The sequence below is a fragment of the Mesobacillus harenae genome, from assembly GCF_013343715.1.
Lineage (GTDB): Bacteria > Bacillota > Bacilli > Bacillales > Cytobacillaceae > Mesobacillus_A > Mesobacillus_A harenae.
In genome coordinates this window covers 37,983-56,547 of record NZ_JABUNR010000013.1, presented here as the reverse complement: position 1 = coordinate 56,547, position 18,565 = coordinate 37,983, and the positions used below count along the sequence as shown (strand labels likewise).

Genomic DNA, 18,565 nt, shown 5'->3' with positions numbered 1-18,565 from the left:
GAGGGATGAAACAAGATATTAACACTTAAGGGTCCTTCTGAGTTTTTTTAGAGGATCCTTTTTTGATGAAGATAAGACGGCATCCTGACTATGGTGACAGTATATAGATCGTTAATATAGACCGTCACCAGGCTTACTCTTATCATGACATCTTGGAATTGTTTTATCTCCTCTACAAAAAGGAGGAATGACATGAAACAGACAACAGATTTTGTTAAGATGAAGCAAGCTGGAGAAAAAATCGCGATGGTAACAGCGTATGACTACCCCTCTGCAAAGCAGGCTGAACAAGCCGAGACAGATATGATCCTTGTAGGGGACTCTCTTGGGATGGTGGTTCTTGGTTATGAATCGACCATCCCGGTAACAATGGAGGATATGGTGCATCATGCCAAAGCGGTTAAACGAGGTGCAGCTGATACCTTTATTGTCGTCGACATGCCTTTTATGAGCTATCATTTATCGGTCAGGGACACTCTACTAAATGGAGCCCGGCTGATCCAGGAAACGGGAGCCCATGCTGTTAAGCTAGAAGGCGGAGATGATGTAATTCCGCATATTCAGGCACTGACAGCAGCCGGTATACCCGTTATGGCCCATTTAGGACTTACTCCTCAGTCTGTAGCTGTTCTTGGAGGTTATAAAGTGCAAGGCAAAAGTGCTGAGGCTGCCCGAAAGCTGATTGCAGACGCACAAGCATGTGAAAAGGCTGGTGCGTTCTCTATAGTGCTGGAATGTGTTCCTAAGCAGCTAGCAGCAGAGGTTTCAAAGCAGCTGGGTATACCAACAATTGGAATCGGTGCAGGTGTATACACGGACGGACAAGTCCTCGTCTATCATGACATGATTTCTTATGGCGTTGACCGTGTCCCTAAATTTGTAAAGCAATTTACCAATGTCAATGACTTGATCCATTCGGGTTTAAGTGATTATGTAACAGAGGTTAAAAATAGTACCTTTCCAGAAGATAAGCATAGTTTCACGATGAAGGATGAAGAATTAAAGGGATTGTACGGAGGAAATAAATGAAGGTCTTCACAACAATAGCTGAGATGCAGCGAGAAATTCTTACCGAAAAACAAAAAGGGAAAACAATTGGTTTTGTTCCTACCATGGGCTTTCTTCATGAAGGACATATCGGTCTGCTGAAGAAGGCGCGTCAGGAAAATGATATTCTTGTTCTCAGCATATTTGTAAATCCATTGCAGTTTGGCCCATCTGAAGATCTTGATGCTTACCCCCGTGATTTCGAAAAAGACCGGCAGATAGCTATTCAAGAAAAAACCGATTATATTTTCTTCCCTTCAGTTGACGAAATGTATTCAACTTCGCCTTCGGTAGGTGTAATCGCCAAAGAGCGGGTAAATGTTCTATGCGGTAAATCCAGGCCAGGCCATTTTGACGGAGTCGTAACAGTTTTAACGAAGCTGTTTAATATAATCCAGCCAACGAGGGTCTATTTCGGGCTTAAGGATGCACAGCAAGTTGCAGTGGTGGATGGATTAATTAAAGACTTTCATTTCCCCGTTCAACTGAAAGCAATTGAAACTGTCAGAGAGTCTGACGGTCTGGCTAAAAGTTCCCGAAATGTCAATCTAACTCCTGAGGAACGCAGACAGGCAGCCGAACTTTATCGAGCCCTGGAGCTAGGGAGAAGCTTGATAAAAAAAGGTGAAACAGATAGGCTGAAGCTTATACAAACCATTGAGTCCCATCTTAAAAAAACGACCGAGTCGACTGTGGATTATATTGAACTATATACTTACCCCGATCTTAAGCCGATTGAAGAGATTAAAGGGAAAGTAATACTAGCACTTGCTGTTAAGTTTTCAAAAGTACGTCTAATTGATAATATCATTGTTGATATTTAATTTAGCAAGGGGGAAAAGTTATGTTCCGCACCATGATGAATGCTAAGATTCATAGAGCCCGTGTAACTGAAGCGAACCTTAATTACGTAGGAAGCATTACGATCGATACGAATATATTAGATGCAGTTGGGTTGGCAGCAAACGAAAAGGTTCAGATTGTGAACAACAACAACGGTGCCCGTTTTGAAACATATATTATACCTGGTGAAAGAGGAAGCGGCGTAGTGTGTTTAAATGGAGCAGCTGCCCGCCTTGTCCAACAGGGAGATATTGTCATTATTATTTCTTACGCTCTAGTTGCTGATGAAAAAGTTCAGTATCACCAGCCGAAAGTTGCTATTATGGATGAAAATAACCGTATTAAAGAACTTATCCATGCTGAACCTGAAGCAACCGTCCTATAAAACGAAAAGCTCCTGCTTGCAGCGGGGGCTTTTTCCCTGCTGGAAACAGGCAATAAATTTGTTACTTAGATCAAAAGTTGGGAATTAAACTTTTGATTTCTTAGTTTTTATGGTACGTTTTGGAGTGACTGAATGTAAGAGGTGTAACTCATGAGCAATAAATTTGTCGTGGTAGATTTGGAAACAACAGGTAATTCCCCAAAAAGGGGAGATCGTATCATCCAGTTTGCGGCGGTTGTGATCGAAGATGGTAAAATAACAAATCAATTCTCTTCCCTGATAAATCCTGAACAAGAGATCCCCGCCTTCATAGAGGAGCTGACAGGAATCTCCGCTGATATGGTTCAGGATGCCCCACTCTTTTCGATGATCGCTCCACAGGTCTCAAACTTGCTGGAAGGGGCCTATTTTGTAGCCCATAATGTTTTCTTTGATCTGTCTTTTCTGCAAGAAGAACTTATAGAGGCGGGATTAGAGGGCTTTTATGGACCTGTATTAGATACGGTTGAGCTTTCGCGAATTATGCTGCCTACGGCCGATAGCTATAAATTATCTGATTTGGCGGCTAATATGGGCCTTACCCATGAACGTCCTCATCAGGCTGACAGCGACGCCTACGTTACGGCAGAACTTCTGCAAATTTTATTGGGCCAAATAGGGGCGCTCCCTTTTGTAACCATTAAAAGCCTTGCTCGTCTTTCAGATGGGCTAAAGAGTGACATTCATTTACTTTTTGAAGATATAGTAAGTGAGAAGGAAAAAACAATTGAAGTTTTGCCTGATGGGATTGAGGTATATAGAAGCCTTGCTTTAAGGCAGGCGATTTGGGTTGAGAATTCCACAAAAGAAGATGCTCAGCTTGATTACCCAGAAAGCGACGAGGCTAAGGAGAAATACTTAAAAAGAGCCTTTCCTACATTTGAAAATCGTCAAGGACAATTCATAATGATGGATATGGTCTTAGATGTATTTAATAAGCATAAACACGCTCTTATTGAAGCTGGAACCGGAGTTGGAAAATCTATTGCTTATCTTGTACCGGCGGTATACTTTGCTAAGCAAAATAATATTCCAGTAATTATTAGTACATATACGACTCAATTGCAAGAACAGCTGCTTGCAAAAGATATTCCAATTTTAAAAAAGATCCTTGGATTTCCTGTTTCAACTGTTTTGTTGAAAGGAAGGGGCCATTATTTAAGTTTGCCAAGGTTTGAACAGTCACTCCGTGAAGAAGACGATAATTATGATACCACTTTGTCAAAAATGCAAATTCTAGTCTGGCTTACAGAGACTCAGATAGGCGACTCAGATGAACTTAATTTGTCTAGCGGGGGAATGATTTTTTGGAATAAGGTCAAAAATGATGAAACATCTTTTCTTGAAAATAAAGCATGGCATTCCAGGGACTTTTATCTGAAAGCGAAAAAAGCTTCTGAAGATGCGGATCTTATTATAACGAATCACTCTCTTTTATTAACTGATATTGTAGCTAAACAGCCTATTTTACCATCCTATGACTTTGCCGTTATAGATGAGGGCCACCATTTGGAACGTGCAGCCGGCAGGCTCTTCGGCAAGTCTCTTGATTACTTGGGTGTACGGTTGCTTTTTAATCAGCTTGGCTTATTCGAGCAAGGGCAGCTTTTCTCTAAGCTGGAGCAGTTGGTGGAGAAAGTGGATGGGAATCATGACCAGCTTGAGCACTCCTTTGTATTAAATAAATTAATTGGAGACATACAGCACGAAGCAGATGATTTTTTTAGAATGGTTACTATGGTTGTGAAAAGTAATAAACAGCAGCAAAGGAAAACCGGTATATCAAAGGTTCACTTAAGGCTTGCTAAACAAGAAGGTAGAGTGTGGAAGGGGCTTGAAGCAAGTGCTGAGCGTTTTTCATTTTTGCTCAAGGACTTGATAGCTGCTTTTGAAAAGCGTTTAGCCTATTTAGAGCGGTTTAGCCCTAATCTGCCGAGTGAGAAAAAAGCAGTGCTGGAAGATTTAGCTTTGCTTATAAAGGAAATTGGTGAAATGAGGCAAACCTTAAGGTCAATGATATTCAATCAGGAAAAAGATTTTGTTACATGGGTTGAACTAGACTTCAGGGCTGCACAAAATGCCACAACTTTATATGCACAGCCAGTTTCTGTAGCCTCGTATTTGCATGAGCACTTTTTTTCCAAGAAAAAAAGTGTTGTACTTACTTCTGCAACACTTTCTGTCAATGGAAATTTCGATTTTGTACAAAAGGGGCTTGGTCTTGATTTGGCTGAATGTGATACAGATATCATTCCGTCTCCCTTTGACTATTCAAGACAAGTGCAGCTAATTGTTCCGGAAGATCTTCCAGATATCAAATCTGTAAGGGAAGAAGAGTTTACAGCGGCGATTACCGAGCATATAATTTCTATTGCTGAAGCTACAAAAGGCAGAATGCTTATCCTGTTTACCTCACATGATATGTTGAAAAAGACATATGAATTGATAAGGGAAAGCGGGTTCCTAGAAGATTATGCACTAATAGCCCAAGGGATTACAGGAGGGAGCAGGTCCAGGCTGACGCGTAACTTTCAAAGATTCGAAAAAGCCATCCTGTTTGGTACAAGCTCCTTCTGGGAGGGAATTGATATTCCTGGGGAGGATTTATCCTGCCTTATTATTGTTCGCCTTCCTTTTTCATCACCTGAGGAGCCTATTGCAGAAGCCAAAAGTGACATGATCAATGCAAAAGGAGGGAACCCGTTTACAGAGTTTGCTCTTCCAGAAGCTATACTTAGATTTAAACAGGGTTTTGGCCGTCTAATCAGGACTTCAGATGATAAGGGGTTGGTAGTTGTGTTTGACCGGCGCATTCTGACCACATCATATGGAAAAGAATTTATTAACTCAGTTCCAAGTATACCGGTAAGAAAATACTCAATTGACGAGATTGTTAAAACAATTGAAACTTGGCTTTGATATTTTTTTGTGAATAACACACTCTATATCTAGACGTACTGGAGGAATGGATTATGAAAGTGTTATTCACATTAATAATAGCCTTAAATAATTGGTTTTTTATTCCATCTGATTCACCGTCTAAGCCGGTTGAAGTTGAGGGGATTGATCTTAATCTTAAAAGCGCTGAGATAGCGGTCACTTTTCTTTCTTTAACGGATGGAGAAGCAGGTCTGCTGCAATATGCTAGCGGTGAAAATATTCTAATTAATGCAGGAGGGCCTGGAACAGCTGATGAAGTTCAAAAACTTTTAGCCCTTTTTGATGTGGAGAATATATCGACCATTATTTTAACTAGAAGAGATTTCAATGAAAAAAACCTGAGAATGTTAATAGAACAATATCAGGTCAAGAAAGTGATTATAGGAAAATCATTCAGCTCCCTCAATTTAGACCTGGATAAATCAACGACTGTAGAACTTTGGGAAAAAGGGACAAATACAGAACTTTTTCCTCAATTCAACGTGGAAGTTATATACGAAGGGAATAAACCAGGGGAAGGTATGGACTTATCATTCAGATTTTTGAAGCACCGGATTCTTTATTTAAGTTCGATAGGTCCAGAAGTTGAAAGCTCACTTTTAAATCAATCACTTCAAGATGTCAATGTTGTAAAAATACCATGCTATGGGATAGAAGGATCAATATCAGACAGGCTTATTATGCACATGGATCCTCAGATAGCGGTTATCTTTAATTCGAAATCTGAAAAGCCTAGTGCAGACTTCGTAGAAGAGCTGCATGAAAACTGGATTGATGTTTATCTGACAAAAAAACATGGTACAGTCACAATGAAGTTTACCGACATTAATTATGAAGTAATAACGATTTACAGCGGAGATGAGCTTAAGTAGAGTGTGCATTATGGGGCTGTTAAGTAAGTATATAAGGGATTTTTCGAGCAAAAAAAGCCGCGCATTGCTGCGCAGCAAAAGTGTGTGTGAACCAGAAAAATTTGTTGTTGTTTGATATTCTTAACCGTTAATTGTTAACGAAAAAGGTTAACACCTGATATAATGGGTTGTAAGAATCCTTAATGGATGTATCTTTAGTGTTGCCATCTAATACAGCAATATAAGTAACAAATATTGTTGAGCAATAGGAGGAATACCAGTATGGAAAGTAAAATCGATGTATTATCGACAGTGAAACTCCAGCAAAGCCCTGACTTGTACAAAATTGTCGATGCTCTAAATCGAACTCTAAAGCATGATGACCTCATGTTCGGATTGGCCCTGGATCCCGAAGATCAAAACACTGCGGTATTCACCATTTATCGTACATAGAAGTGAATAAAATGAAAAAGTGGATCATCATTGGAAGCATCCTAATTCTATTCTTGGCAGGCAGCTCAGTTGTAATTTATCTCAATGCTACAAAGCCGGTTAAAGCCGCAGAGCAAAAAGCGATAGAAACTGCCATCGAGGAAACCAGCCTCATTCATGCGGAAGAATTCCAATTATATCACGGGGACAATACATATTACGTGGTTACAGGTACAGATGAGGCCAATGAGAGCATCATCGTCTGGATTCCTGAACAAAAAGGGGATATAATTACCAGATCAGCAGATGAAGGAATCTCCAGACAAGAAGCGATTGATATCCTTTATAGTGAGAAAACTCCTCAGAAAATTATCGATGTAAGACTGGGTGTTATAGAGAATAGGCCAGTCTGGGAAATTTATTACCGTTCTGAACAGAATTTAATTAATTATTATTATGTCCATTTTGATACTGGGGAAAGATTGCGTATCATTGAAAACCTTTAATTTGATAAGGGAGGAACCAAAGTGAAAACAAGGCTTGCAAACAGAGTACGGTCTTTAACGCCTTCAAGCACACTAGCAATTACAGCGAAGGCTAAAGAACTTAAAGAACAGGGACATGATGTTATAGGGCTGGGGGCCGGGGAGCCGGACTATAATACACCTGAGCATATAATTGAGGCGGCTTACACCTCAATGAAAGAGGGACATACAAAGTATACTCCATCAGCAGGATTAGCTTCTTTAAAACAGGAAATTGCTGATAAACTAAAACGAGATCAGAATCTTGAGTATACCAACAAAGAAATTATTGTTACAAGCGGAGCCAAGCACGGACTATACACGCTTTTTCAGGTTATTCTTGACGAAGGTGACGAAGTCATTATCCCTACTCCATTCTGGGTTAGTTATCCGGAACAGGTAAAGCTTGCAGGCGGCAAGCCTATTTATATTGAGGGGTTGGAGGAGAACGAGTTTAAGGTTAATCCTGACCAGCTAAAAAACGCAATTAGCTCAAAAACTAAAGCGGTTATTATCAACTCACCAAGCAATCCTACAGGAATGCTTTACAGTAAAGAAGAATTGCGAGCTTTAGGTGAAGTATGTCTTGAACAAGACATACTGATTATATCTGATGAGATCTATGAAAAGCTTACATATAGCGGCCATAAACATGTTTCCATCGCAGAGATTTCTCCAGAATTAAAGGCACAGACCATTTTGATCAATGGAGTATCAAAGTCACATTCCATGACAGGATGGAGAATCGGCTATGCAGCAGGAGACAAGCAGATTATTAATGCAATGGATAATCTAGCCAGCCACAGTACATCAAACCCAACCACCACTGCCCAGTATGGTGCAATTGCTGCTTATTCAGGGACACAGGCTCCTGTTGAAGAAATGAGAAATGCTTTCGAAGAGCGGTTAAATATCATTTACAACAAAGTCATACAAATACCTGGTTTTACGTGCATCAAACCGCAAGGCGCATTTTACCTCTTTCCTAATGTAAGGAAGGCAGCTGAAATGTCAGGCTTCGAATCAGTGGATAAATTTGCTGAAGCATTGCTTACTGAGGCAAAGGTTGCTGTAGTCCCTGGCTCTGGTTTCGGTGCGTCTGATAATCTTCGCCTATCTTATGCGACATCTTTAGACCAGCTGGAAAGAGCAGTAGAAAGAATTAATCTTTTTGTGACAAACAAAATGGAATAATACCGGCGTCAGTTGCTTAGATCATTCATTTTTGCAGCTGAAACTATATAGGCAATACAACATTCGTTTTGCTAAGTCTTTGGAGGGAATATAACATTGATTAAAACAACTATTTCAGAAGTTCATAAACATGTGGATCAAGAAGTTAGAATCGGAGCCTGGATTGCTAATAAGCGTTCCAGCGGAAAAATTGCATTTCTGCAGCTGCGTGATGGGACAGGATTTATTCAGGGTGTTGTAGTTAAAAGTGAGGTTCCAGACGAGATATTTCAGCTTGCGAAATCGATCACACAGGAATCCTCTCTTTATGTTACGGGTGTCGTCCAAAAAGATGAGAGGTCACCGCTCGGTTTTGAACTGTTAGTAAACGGTGTTGAACTGATTCATCAGGCTGTTGACTACCCAATTACCCCCAAGGAGCACGGAACCGAATTTTTAATGGACAATCGCCACTTATGGCTTCGGTCCCGCCGGCAGCATGCTGTAATGAAGATTCGAAATGAAATTATTCGGGCCACTTATGAATACTTTAACGAAAATGGTTTTTCAAAGGTCGACCCGCCAATTCTAACTGGGAGTGCTCCTGAAGGAACTACCGAGTTATTCCATACGAAATACTTTGAAGAAGACGCCTTTTTGTCTCAAAGCGGTCAGTTATATATGGAAGCTGCTGCAATGGCATTGGGAAAAGTTTTTTCTTTTGGACCTACCTTTCGAGCAGAAAAATCAAAAACACGCCGTCACTTGATTGAGTTTTGGATGATTGAACCAGAGATGGCTTTCTGTGAATTTGAAGAAAACCTCGTCGTTCAGGAAGAGTATGTAAGCCATATTGTTCAATCAGTCTTGAAAAATTGCCAGATCGAGTTAAAAACGCTTGGCAGGGATACTTCCAAGCTTGAGAACATTAAAGCTCCCTTCCCAAGAATCACTTATGATGATGCTCTCATGTTCTTGCGAGATAAAGGTTTTACCGATATCGAGTGGGGAGACGACTTGGGTGCACCTCATGAAACAGCTATTGCCGAAAGCTATGATAAACCTGTCTTTATTACCCACTATCCAACATCATTAAAGCCTTTTTATATGCAGCCCGCACCTGACAGGGACGATGTTGTTTTATGTGCTGATATGATAGCTCCTGAAGGATATGGCGAAATCATCGGCGGGTCTCAGCGTATTCATGAATATGACCTAATGAAAAAGCGGTTAGAAGAACATGGACTTTCAATTGAGGCCTACAAGTGGTATTTGGAGCTTCGAGAATACGGTTCTGTTCCTCATTCAGGCTTTGGGCTTGGCCTGGAACGTACAGTAGCCTGGCTAAGTGGTGTTGAACATGTACGTGAATCAATTCCTTTCCCGCGCCTGTTAAATCGTTTATACCCATAACTATTACAATCAAGGCCTGCTTTTGCGGGTCTTTTCCCTTTTATAAGCTTACTGCGACACTAGAATTATTTGCTTATTTTATCTCAACCGATTCTCTTACTAGCAGGTCTTGTTCATGATATACTAAGAAATGAGGTGTCGGGTATGATGAAATCAGATTTGTTAGACTGGCTTAAAGAAGGAAATCTTACACTTCCAGGCGCATTACTAACAGAATACAAAAATTTAAAATTAAATGAACAAGAATTGGTTTTACTACTTCAAGTTCTTTATTTTAGTAATAAAGGCAACGAATTTCCAACCCCAACTGAGCTTTCAGCCCGAATGACCTGTTCGTCCTTTGAGTGCACAGAAATGTTGAGAACACTCGTTCAAAAAGGTTTTATAAATATAGTGGACGGTGCTTCTGCAGAGGGAATTAGATATGAATCCTATTCGCTGCAGCCTTTATGGGAAAAACTTGTTGATCGGTTTGCCACAAAAGGTAAGGAAGAGGCTGCAAAATTAAACGAGCGGGAAGAAACTGATTTATACACTTGTTTTGAAAAGGAATTTGGCAGACCTTTATCTCCATTCGAATGTGAGACGCTCGGAATGTGGCTCGATGATGATCATCACGATCCGGTGATCATTAAAGCAGCTTTAAGAGAATCGGTTATCTCAGGGAAGCTGAACTTTCGTTACATAGATCGGATTCTTTTCGAATGGAAGAAAAACGGTATTAAAACGATTGAGCAGGCTAAGAGCTACGGCAGAAAATTTAGGCAGCATCAAACTCCTCAGAAGGCCAGCAATGATGAACGGGCGGTGCAAAAACCGGTCCCATTCTATAATTGGCTGGAGCAATGAGCTAGTTTCCGGAACGAGAGAATCTCTTCTCTCGTTTTTTATATGTCAAATACTCGAAAAGAAGGTGTCTTTATGTTAAACAAAGCTCAAATTCGTTATTGTCTTGATGAAATGGGAAGGATGTTTCCTGATGCCCATTGTGAATTAAACCACTCCAATCCCTTTGAGCTAGTCATTGCTGTAGCTCTATCGGCGCAATGTACGGACGCACTTGTAAATAAAGTAACAAAAAATTTGTTCGAAAAATACAAGTCACCCGAAGACTTTCTATCTGTTCCTTTAGAGGAGCTTCAGCAGGATATCCGTTCGATCGGCCTATACCGAAATAAAGCCAGCAATATTCAAAAACTATGCAGAACGCTTATTGACCAATATGGTGGAATTGTTCCACAGGATCGTGACGAGTTAACCAACCTCGCCGGGGTTGGCAGAAAAACGGCCAATGTTGTTGTATCAGTTGCTTATGGCATACCTGCTATTGCAGTAGATACTCATGTTGAAAGAGTGAGCAAGAGACTAGGTTTCTGCCGCTGGAAGGATTCCGTTCTAGAGGTAGAAAAAACGTTGATGAGGAAGGTACCTGAAGACGAATGGTCTGTCACCCACCACCGCATGATTTTCTTTGGAAGATATCACTGCAAGGCTCAGAACCCTCAATGTGAGGTATGTCCGTTACTGGAGCTTTGCCGGGAAGGAAAGAAGCGGATGAAGGGGAAACAAACAGAATGACAGATCAATTCTCTTTTATGATTCCAAAAGAACTCTCTAGTCCGCTGTTTTTTCCAGAGCAGACATTCGTCTGGTCAGAAACATATAATCAAAAGTTATCTGTAAAGCCTATCCTATTATACGAGCTCGCCCACTACTCAAACATATCAGCTATAAAGCCCTGGGAAGATCCAATTGATAACGTCCCTCTGATATGGCAAGAGTGGAAACAAGAAAAGATCCTACTTGGAGAAATATTTAAAAAAAGAAATAAAAGTGCAAAAAAAGAAACAATAATGGGAATGACCAATTCAGCAGGACTTCTGCTAGAATACCTTTATTGGACTAACGGACAGCCTGTAAGACTAGATGAGCTCAGTCTAATAAACCACCTGAATGTAAAGCCGGTAAATGCAACAGAGAGAATATCCTTTATACTTGACCGGCCAAATTCATTTCCTTCTTTTATTCAGCTGTCAGAGCTTTTCGCTGAGCAGGAAAAACAATTTGAAAAGGCTAAAGCATTGAAAAAATTAAAAAGCAGCCAGAGTTAATTCTTAAAGGGTTCTGTTTTGAGGTGCTTTCTAAAAAATAGGTGCGGAAATGACAGTCGTATTGGCATTATTGGTATTTTTAAAAAAGTAAACCTCGCATTAGTATTCAGCGAGGTTCTTTATTAGGAATAAAACAACCTTATTTATTTAACACCTCACTGTTTTGATATGGTTCACCGCTATGGTTAAATGGGATCCTGTTTTGAGATAAAACTCACATCTTTTAAATAAAAGATGTCTTATCCTTAAAAGATCGAGTAATCAGCTAAAAGTAAAATAAGCGGATATTTTTTCCGTCAAATGTAATATAGAGCTCGTTTTGGGGTAAATAGGGGAAATTTTCCACCTATGCTATTCAAAATCACCTATTTTCTCGTTTTTGAAACAACTGAGGGGAATTTCTCCTTCTATTTTAACTATTTTCATGGCTATTTACTAATTAAGGGGAATCTTTCCGTCTATTTGATGGAGTGGGTGCTTAACCTGATCCCCCAGCCGATAAGTTCGGTCCCTACGTCCGTAGTACCTTGATAAATAAAGAAAAAGACGTATGATAATTCATACGTCATTTCTTGTGTATTTAAATGCTTTTTATTGTCCATGTTAAAGATCAAGTATGTTTTCTTGATCTTCTTCTCCCTCCTCGTCAGGCGGCACATCGGTTTCAGTGTCACCACCGTCTTCACCATTACCATTACCTTCACCATCATTGTTCCCGTTCCCATTTCCGTTTCCGTTCCCGTTCCCGTTTCCATTGCCGTTTCCATTTCCGTTCCCATTCTCGCCTTCAGTTTCTCCATCTGGCTCTTCCTCATCTTCTGGAGGTTCAGGGGGGAGTGGAACTTCTATGGTGATGGCAGCAGCCTCACTGCGCTGATCTTCTCGAAAAGCTGTAACTTTAAAGGAGTAAATGCCCCCAGGTACTGGGTTGGCAATCTTCAATCCAGTCTTGTTTGTTTGTGGCAACGGTTGTTCTGGGCCTTCATCAAGAGCAGCCGTTACTTCGAAACTAATATTTGAATGCTTTTCGGTATCATAATCCCATGAAAGGATGATCTCGTTTAGCTCTTCATTATACTCAGCTTTTAGCCCACTTGGCTTATCAAGTTTATCGAATTTCTTTGATACTTCCTGTGGAGCATTCCCCTTAACTGCATACTCATATAGAATTTGATCAGGTGGAGTATACTCACTGGCAAGCTTGGCAGGATTGCTTCCTTTTTCGATTTTAACAGCTTCTACACTTTTAGGAACTGTAAAGTCAGGCGTATCAATACCTTGTGATACATGAGCCATTAAATTTTTAAACATGATTTGCGCGATCTTTTGCTGATAGTTGTCCGCTGCTAGATATTGTTTTCTGTCAGCATAACCCGTCCAGACTGAAGCCGTATAATTTGTGGTATAGCCGACAAACCAGGAATCAGGAACTGCTCCATCCGGAATTCCATTTGCTTGTTTTTCTTCATCGGTATAATTGGTTGTTCCTGTTTTGCCAGCAACCGGCAGGTTTGGAATGTTCGCAAATTGATGCCCGGTTCCATAGGAATCCTTTACAACACTCTTAAGCATATCCGTAACCAGGAAGGCTGTGTAATCTTTCATTACTACCTCGGGTTCTGGGGCAGTATTAATTTCAGTTTGGTCCCTCAATACAATTTTTCTTACGGAATGCGGTTCGGTATAGAAGCCGTTGTTCCCAAAAGCACTGTATGCTCCAGCCATTTGCAGTGGAGAAACCTCAAAAGTGCCAATTGCCGCAGAATCAGGGATTGATTCAGGAAAAGGAATCCCAAGCTGAACCCCGAAGTCTCTTGCTCTGTCTGCTCCAACTTCATGAAAGGTTTTTAGAGCTGGAATATTCCTGGACTTAGCCAATGCAACTCGCATAGTCATGGGGCCTTCATATTTATTATTCCAGTTCCTTAGTTCTTTGCCGCCTTCATACTTATAAGGCTCATCGACAAGAGTGTGATAGGTTCCCCAGCGCAGGTGCTCTATTGCCGGACCGTAATCAAGAACGGGTTTAATGGTTGAGCCAGGCTGTCTCCGTGCATCAATGGCATTATTAAAACCACGTTGTACTTCCTCTTTGTTCCGCCCTCCGCCAATAGCTCTTAACTCACCGGTTTTTGTATCCAGGAGGGTAATACCAGCCTGGAATTCGTCATTAGGGTAATTAATTACATCATTTGTATTAAGCATATTGTCTACATATGTTTGTGCATTGGGATCTAGTGTAGTGTATATGTGAAGTCCATCGGTAAAGATATCATATTCACCGTGTTCTTGAACTTCTTCTATAACGATATCAACAAATGAATCGAATTTGTCTCTATCCTTTTCACGATCTTCTTTTTTTACAAGCGAGGACTCGACTGGGATAGCTTGTGCAGCTTCCTTTTCTTCCTGATTAATAAAGCCATGTTGATGCATTAGAGATAAAACAATATTTCTCCGCTTTTCAGCATTTTCAGGATAATTGAAAGGGTTATAATTATTTGGGCTTTGCGGCATGCCCGCAAGCAGTGCGGCTTCATGAAGTTCAAGATCCTTCAGTGGCTTTCCAAAATAAATATTAGAGGCTGTCGCAATCCCATGACTGCGCTCTGACATGAAAATTTTATTTACATACATTTCAAAAATTTGTTCTTTTGTATAGTTTTGTTCGAGCTGGAAGGCAAGCCAGGCTTCCTGTGCTTTGCGGTTTAGTGTTTTTTCCGTGCCAAGAAACGAATTTTTAACAACTTGCTGGGTAATCGTGCTTGCTCCCTCGGATCCAAAACCGTCCGTTATATTGGCTAGTACAGCGCCTCCGAGACGAATAAGATCAATACCATTGTGTTTGTAAAAACGCACGTCTTCGGTAGCTAAAACTGCATTTTCTACAAGTTTAGGGATTTCTTCATAAGGAACGAAGTCACGCCTTTCAGAGCCTACTTCTGTAAATAAGTTATTATCTTTATCATAAAGCTTAGAGGAAATCGGATCCATCAAAGCTGCTTCATCTAATTTTGGTGTATCTTGGATCATGAACGCGAAAGCGGCAACGCCAGTAAGCATTCCAACAATTCCAAGGGCAAATAGAGCAATAAAAATCCGGGTGAAAGTTCCCTTTGCTTTTTTGCCTCCTTTTTTGTTTGCAGAGGTGCTTTTGCGGCGCTCCTCTCGTGTTTGGGATTTTTGGGACATATTAATTCCTTCCTTTCCGAATACGCAATTATAAATTAATGAAGAGTATAAAGACTGTCTATCACTTTAATATAATCAATCCTTGGCTGATAACCAAGCGTAATTGGGTGGCCATATTGCACAATTTCTTCTTTGGTGATCGATTTTCTGCCTCCTGTTTCCATACGCTCCCAAAAGTACAATAGGTGTTCAGCCTCAAGCAGATAGACTTCCCCTTCAGAAGAAAATCGAAGGATAACAAAACAGATTCCTTTATGTTTTAAAACAGACGTCATATGAACAATCTGATGCTTGTGAAAATTTTTCAAAGGAAAGGAGGTGGAAAACTTAGTTTCCTTCGCTTCGAAGTCTATATATTTCCCTTTATATACTCCATTATAATCCGTCGTGGATGCTGTTTTGAAATAAGCTTCTTTGATAACGGCCGCACTTCTTCTCGGATAGTCGACATTCACAATTTGTACAGGTGTAGGTTTTTTATGGATAACCGCCAAGCCCCTGCTTAAATAAAATTCGTTTGTTTCATTTAGATCTTCCTCAAGAGTCATCCCCCTGTTACTATACGTCCACTTCTTATCGGCTTTGGGTTTAGCCGCGGGACTGTGGGCAGGTTTATACCGTTTGCCATTCGGATAATGAAAGTCCATTTTAAGCCACCTCGCAAAACTACTTTCTATCATACCAAATATCCGTTCGGTTTTGGTGAATAAATTGTCCTATTTACATTCACCCTAAAGATATGCTAAACGCGAAGGAAGATGCTTCATGATAAAAAATACTCCGAGTCTCTGCGAGCCAACCTCTGAGGAACAAAAAATTTTAAAGAAGATCCAAAATGAGACCGAGAAAAAAAATTTGGATAATATTTCTCGTACTAAGGCTTATTTTGAGTTGTATTTAAAACAGCAAGATATGATTTGGTCCTTGCTTGCAAGTATGGTGTCTAGAAATGCGGGCTGGAATATGTGCGATCTTGAAAGCAGCTATTTCCAAAAGATGCTGACAGAGAAAAAACGGCACCGTCTATATTTAACTTATGAGCGTGCCAATTGGACAATTTTTAGGGATGCTTACCCTCAATTATTGCTCTATTACTATTCGACGAAAATGAAGCGCCCAATGTTTCACTTGCTTCCGTATTTTGATATTTCTGTCTTCATGCAAAATGAATGGACTGAATTTTGGAACTTTAAAAATAAGAAAAGATTGATGATCGCATTAATTATTAATGAACAAAATGTTATCCAGCGGCCAGTTATCGAGCATCCATTCTATAAAAGAAAAATTTTTAATACAATGATGTTTAACTTTCAAGACTTATTTCACTTTAACTCTGTTCTATTTCCAACCTGTCATGGTGAATTGTATGGGGCAAGTGTAAATGGTTTTAAAACCCTGAATAAAAGAATTGACCTGGGAAAGCGTCTGGCTGATATATTATTTAGCGAAGAATATTATAAACAGATTTTCGAATTCGCCTTAAAAACGGAGCATACTGGGTCAAGATATGATTATGAGCAATATTTTCATTCCCCAAAGCAACGGGATACCCCTTTCCTAAGAATGGTTTACCCTGTCATCGCACATGATTATCATAAGCAGAAAGATTGGTTTACAATAAGTAAGTTTAACAACAAATGGTTCTCTAACAAGGTGGTCCATCAACATACAACAAATCTTACATCCTGGTACCTTCATAAGCGGAAGCAGCTCTATACGCTTAGTTCCATTACTGACTTAACAAAGACCTCGAGAAGCTAGCTCATGAGTAACCTTGGACGAAGCAAAAACGGAGAATCTGGAGTTGAGAGCATTCAAAAATCCGGAAACGTTTTTTGGCTGACTTTCCGAAAATAATTGTTAAAAAGAAAATAATGCAGACAGCGCTTTTACAGCTTGTCTGCATTAATGTAAGAGCCCATAGAATTAAGCATTTAGGATGCAGTAAAATTAAGTGGATGGACGATCGGGTCCTTCAAGTTTTTTGTCACCGTATCCAGGCTTATTTTCTTTAACCTGCTGTTGATTTTGTTTATTTGATTTCTTCTTAGTCATTTTTAACACCTCCGTTTTTATTTTGTTCAAAGGCTGATTTTTCATGCGGACACTGTGTGTCGAATCTTGAAAAAGACCTAGGGAATAGGTTCTTTCTTTGCCGAAAAACTTCTAGTTTTGTCACCAAGGAAGGAAGTCTTAAACAGATCAAGAATTAACTCATTAATAATATTTTTAGTTAACTTGTCTGCTGCTTGTTATTTTGACTTTATAAGGTAAGGGAATCAAAGCGCACAGAAAGAGGAGGCAGGAACTGATGATACGAAAAGGACAGGGAAAAGAAGAAATTCTTATGATGCTCTCGGAAGTGAACTCACAGCTGGAATTATTTGAGAACGAACTGAATGTGAGCCTTGCTGAAATGAGGACTGTTTGGTTTGCCGATCAAGAGGAGCGGCTTAGTTTATGCAGTGACCGGCTAGAAGCACTAGAAACCCAATACTCCAATTTTAAGGAGCAAAAGCAGGATTATCAAAAAAAAGAGAAAAGTCAGGGACTAAAGCTTGAATTAGGTTTTTCTTATCCCGTAAAATAATAGTAACCTTTAGTAGCTCTGAAAATATTCAAAGCTGCTCTTATTTTTTAAGGAGTGATTAGTATTGCACAGTTCGATAGACTACAAACTTTAACAGAGGAAATGGCACAGTATATAAAAAAGTCAGCAGATCGTTTTGAACTGGTAAAACAAACTGGAAGTAAAAGTGACTTTTATACGGAGGTAAAGCCATTCGCAGATGAAGTCAAAGGAAAGGTAGAGGTTTGGAAGGAGGAGGCGCTAGTCTGGGTAACTGAGGTTAGACCCAAAAACCTGCATAGCATGCAAATTAGCACGACAGCAGATAACATTGAAATGGTATCAATACAGGCATTTTTTCCTGAAACAAGCCGTAAACGATTTATTGACCATATTCAAGCTATTAATTATGTTCTGATTGGGATTTTAAATTCATTTAATAAATAAAAGCACCTTTTGAACTGTACCTCGTTCAAAAGGTGCTTTTTATACTAGATAGGGGCAGGAGTCAAAGAACCCTTCAAGCCCTCCAGCTCTTGTCGAAGCTATAGTCGGCTAACACTTGTCCACCTTTAAGTCTTCTGAGCATGGTAAAAGGCAAACCCCCTGGACAATCTGCTTCGTTAATCTCTACTGCCTCGCGAAGCCAGCAATTTGCTGGTCACCAACTCTAGAGTTGCAAGTTTACTGTGATCCTTCTCTCGCCGTTTTAGTTAGCTTTTAATTAGAGGTTTCAACCAGTGAGTTTTCTTTTAAGATCTCAGGAACAACAGCGCCCTGTGATTCAAGGTCACGAACAAGGATACGGTAATCATTTATAGAGATCTCATTATGAATATATGATTTTTTAGCAAAATCTAATAATTCATTTACGCTTTCTGGTGTATAATCCCTCATCTGGGCAAATAGTAATTTAAGTTCGTTGACGTTCATGGTTTTCCCCCTCCATCTTTTTAAAAGAATAAGTCTTAAACCTACAAATGTTTAATGTAACTTTAGCGTTTTTGTAGGTGGATTGAACCTGGCTGCCGCGAATAAAGTAAACG

Annotated in this window: 18 protein-coding genes; 15 read left to right on the top strand and 3 right to left on the bottom strand. The window is 39.9% G+C overall.

Translation table 11 applies throughout. From position 1 onward, the window contains the following. The first annotated feature begins 192 nt into the window (after nucleotides 1-192). The 12 genes from panB (at nucleotide 193) to HRJ06_RS16070 (ending at nucleotide 11,758) form a co-directional block, all read left to right on the top strand. A complete protein-coding gene (gene panB, locus HRJ06_RS16125) occupies nucleotides 193-1,029 on the top strand; it encodes a 3-methyl-2-oxobutanoate hydroxymethyltransferase (protein ID WP_174733987.1) in 837 nt (278 codons plus the stop codon). After that, nucleotides 1,026-1,871 carry a pantoate--beta-alanine ligase gene (panC, locus tag HRJ06_RS16120; RefSeq protein ID WP_174733986.1) on the top strand — a complete coding sequence of 282 codons (846 nt, stop codon included), beginning with the start codon at nucleotides 1,026-1,028 and terminating at the stop codon, nucleotides 1,869-1,871. Before panB ends, panC begins: the two co-directional genes overlap by 4 nt. Nucleotides 1,872-1,891: 20 nt before the next feature. Continuing rightward, entirely contained in the window at nucleotides 1,892-2,275 is a 384-nt protein-coding gene (panD, locus tag HRJ06_RS16115) for an aspartate 1-decarboxylase (protein ID WP_174733985.1), read from the top strand. Nucleotides 2,276-2,425: 150 nt separating this feature from the next. Next, nucleotides 2,426-5,233 (top strand): ATP-dependent DNA helicase DinG, encoded by a 2,808-nt coding sequence (dinG, locus tag HRJ06_RS16110; RefSeq protein ID WP_174733984.1) that lies wholly within the window; start codon nucleotides 2,426-2,428, stop codon nucleotides 5,231-5,233. 53 nt (nucleotides 5,234-5,286) lie between these two features. Next, complete coding sequence (locus tag HRJ06_RS16105; protein WP_174733983.1) at nucleotides 5,287-6,126, top strand: ComEC/Rec2 family competence protein; 840 nt, start codon at nucleotides 5,287-5,289, stop codon at nucleotides 6,124-6,126. Nucleotides 6,127-6,387: 261 nt separating this feature from the next. Further along, a complete protein-coding gene (locus tag HRJ06_RS16100; RefSeq protein WP_174733982.1) occupies nucleotides 6,388-6,558 on the top strand; it encodes a YpmA family protein in 171 nt (56 codons plus the stop codon). A gap of 11 nt (nucleotides 6,559-6,569) precedes the next feature. Beyond that, nucleotides 6,570-7,043, top strand: coding sequence for a cell wall elongation regulator TseB-like domain-containing protein (locus HRJ06_RS16095; protein ID WP_174733981.1), 474 nt, complete (start codon nucleotides 6,570-6,572; stop codon nucleotides 7,041-7,043). A gap of 21 nt (nucleotides 7,044-7,064) precedes the next feature. Next, nucleotides 7,065-8,255, top strand: coding sequence for an aminotransferase class I/II-fold pyridoxal phosphate-dependent enzyme (locus HRJ06_RS16090; protein WP_174733980.1), 1,191 nt, complete (start codon nucleotides 7,065-7,067; stop codon nucleotides 8,253-8,255). 99 nt (nucleotides 8,256-8,354) lie between these two features. After that, nucleotides 8,355-9,647: an asparagine--tRNA ligase gene (gene asnS / locus HRJ06_RS16085; protein ID WP_174734091.1), complete on the top strand. Its 1,293-nt coding sequence runs from the start codon at nucleotides 8,355-8,357 to the stop codon at nucleotides 9,645-9,647. A 144-nt stretch (nucleotides 9,648-9,791) separates the two neighbouring features. Continuing rightward, nucleotides 9,792-10,496, top strand: a complete 705-nt coding sequence (locus HRJ06_RS16080; RefSeq protein ID WP_174733979.1) for a DnaD domain-containing protein — start codon at nucleotides 9,792-9,794, stop codon at nucleotides 10,494-10,496. A 72-nt stretch (nucleotides 10,497-10,568) separates the two neighbouring features. Beyond that, the gene (gene nth / locus HRJ06_RS16075) at nucleotides 10,569-11,225 is read left to right on the top strand and encodes an endonuclease III (protein ID WP_174733978.1); all 657 of its coding nucleotides are present in this window, start codon (nucleotides 10,569-10,571) and stop codon (nucleotides 11,223-11,225) included. Then, on the top strand, nucleotides 11,222-11,758 hold the full coding sequence (locus tag HRJ06_RS16070) for a YpoC family protein (protein WP_174733977.1): 537 nt from the start codon (nucleotides 11,222-11,224) through the stop codon (nucleotides 11,756-11,758). Before nth ends, HRJ06_RS16070 begins: the two co-directional genes overlap by 4 nt. A 603-nt stretch (nucleotides 11,759-12,361) precedes the next feature. Here HRJ06_RS16070 and HRJ06_RS16065 read toward each other — a convergent pair. Beyond that, nucleotides 12,362-14,950, bottom strand: coding sequence for a transglycosylase domain-containing protein (locus tag HRJ06_RS16065; RefSeq protein ID WP_174733976.1), 2,589 nt, complete (start codon nucleotides 14,948-14,950; stop codon nucleotides 12,362-12,364). Between the two features lie 35 nt (nucleotides 14,951-14,985). Further along, nucleotides 14,986-15,597: a Holliday junction resolvase RecU gene (recU, locus tag HRJ06_RS16060; protein ID WP_174733975.1), complete on the bottom strand. Its 612-nt coding sequence runs from the start codon at nucleotides 15,595-15,597 to the stop codon at nucleotides 14,986-14,988. 118 nt (nucleotides 15,598-15,715) lie between these two features. Here recU and HRJ06_RS16055 point away from each other — a divergent pair, with 118 nt between their 5' ends. The 3 genes from HRJ06_RS16055 to HRJ06_RS16045 all read left to right on the top strand — a co-directional run bounded on the left by HRJ06_RS16055 (nucleotide 15,716) and on the right by HRJ06_RS16045 (nucleotide 17,966). Beyond that, nucleotides 15,716-16,711 carry a DUF2515 domain-containing protein gene (locus HRJ06_RS16055; protein WP_174733974.1) on the top strand — a complete coding sequence of 332 codons (996 nt, stop codon included), beginning with the start codon at nucleotides 15,716-15,718 and terminating at the stop codon, nucleotides 16,709-16,711. A gap of 550 nt (nucleotides 16,712-17,261) precedes the next feature. After that, entirely contained in the window at nucleotides 17,262-17,540 is a 279-nt protein-coding gene (locus HRJ06_RS16050; protein ID WP_174733973.1) for a hypothetical protein, read from the top strand. A gap of 102 nt (nucleotides 17,541-17,642) precedes the next feature. Continuing rightward, nucleotides 17,643-17,966, top strand: a complete 324-nt coding sequence (locus tag HRJ06_RS16045) for a YppE family protein (RefSeq protein WP_174733972.1) — start codon at nucleotides 17,643-17,645, stop codon at nucleotides 17,964-17,966. Nucleotides 17,967-18,239: 273 nt separating this feature from the next. Here the strand turns inward: HRJ06_RS16045 and HRJ06_RS16040 are convergent, their stop codons facing one another. Beyond that, nucleotides 18,240-18,452 (bottom strand): YppF family protein, encoded by a 213-nt coding sequence (locus tag HRJ06_RS16040; protein WP_174733971.1) that lies wholly within the window; start codon nucleotides 18,450-18,452, stop codon nucleotides 18,240-18,242. Between the last annotated feature and the right edge of the window lie 113 nt (nucleotides 18,453-18,565).

Bases quoted from the DNA above. Each gene is read 5' to 3' on its own strand.
- panB (WP_174733987.1), top strand. From the start codon at position 193: ATGAAACAGACAACAGATTTTGTTAAGATGAAGCAAGCTGGAGAAAAA.
- panC (WP_174733986.1), top strand. From the start codon at position 1,026: ATGAAGGTCTTCACAACAATAGCTGAGATGCAGCGAGAAATTCTTACC.
- panD (WP_174733985.1), top strand. From the start codon at position 1,892: ATGTTCCGCACCATGATGAATGCTAAGATTCATAGAGCCCGTGTAACT.
- dinG (WP_174733984.1), top strand. From the start codon at position 2,426: ATGAGCAATAAATTTGTCGTGGTAGATTTGGAAACAACAGGTAATTCC.
- HRJ06_RS16105 (WP_174733983.1), top strand. From the start codon at position 5,287: ATGAAAGTGTTATTCACATTAATAATAGCCTTAAATAATTGGTTTTTT.
- HRJ06_RS16100 (WP_174733982.1), top strand. From the start codon at position 6,388: ATGGAAAGTAAAATCGATGTATTATCGACAGTGAAACTCCAGCAAAGC.
- HRJ06_RS16095 (WP_174733981.1), top strand. From the start codon at position 6,570: ATGAAAAAGTGGATCATCATTGGAAGCATCCTAATTCTATTCTTGGCA.
- HRJ06_RS16080 (WP_174733979.1), top strand. From the start codon at position 9,792: ATGATGAAATCAGATTTGTTAGACTGGCTTAAAGAAGGAAATCTTACA.
- nth (WP_174733978.1), top strand. From the start codon at position 10,569: ATGTTAAACAAAGCTCAAATTCGTTATTGTCTTGATGAAATGGGAAGG.
- HRJ06_RS16070 (WP_174733977.1), top strand. From the start codon at position 11,222: ATGACAGATCAATTCTCTTTTATGATTCCAAAAGAACTCTCTAGTCCG.
- HRJ06_RS16065 (WP_174733976.1), bottom strand. From the start codon at position 14,950: ATGTCCCAAAAATCCCAAACACGAGAGGAGCGCCGCAAAAGCACCTCT.
- recU (WP_174733975.1), bottom strand. From the start codon at position 15,597: ATGGACTTTCATTATCCGAATGGCAAACGGTATAAACCTGCCCACAGT.
- HRJ06_RS16055 (WP_174733974.1), top strand. From the start codon at position 15,716: ATGATAAAAAATACTCCGAGTCTCTGCGAGCCAACCTCTGAGGAACAA.
- HRJ06_RS16050 (WP_174733973.1), top strand. From the start codon at position 17,262: ATGATACGAAAAGGACAGGGAAAAGAAGAAATTCTTATGATGCTCTCG.
- HRJ06_RS16045 (WP_174733972.1), top strand. From the start codon at position 17,643: ATGGCACAGTATATAAAAAAGTCAGCAGATCGTTTTGAACTGGTAAAA.
- HRJ06_RS16040 (WP_174733971.1), bottom strand. From the start codon at position 18,452: ATGAACGTCAACGAACTTAAATTACTATTTGCCCAGATGAGGGATTAT.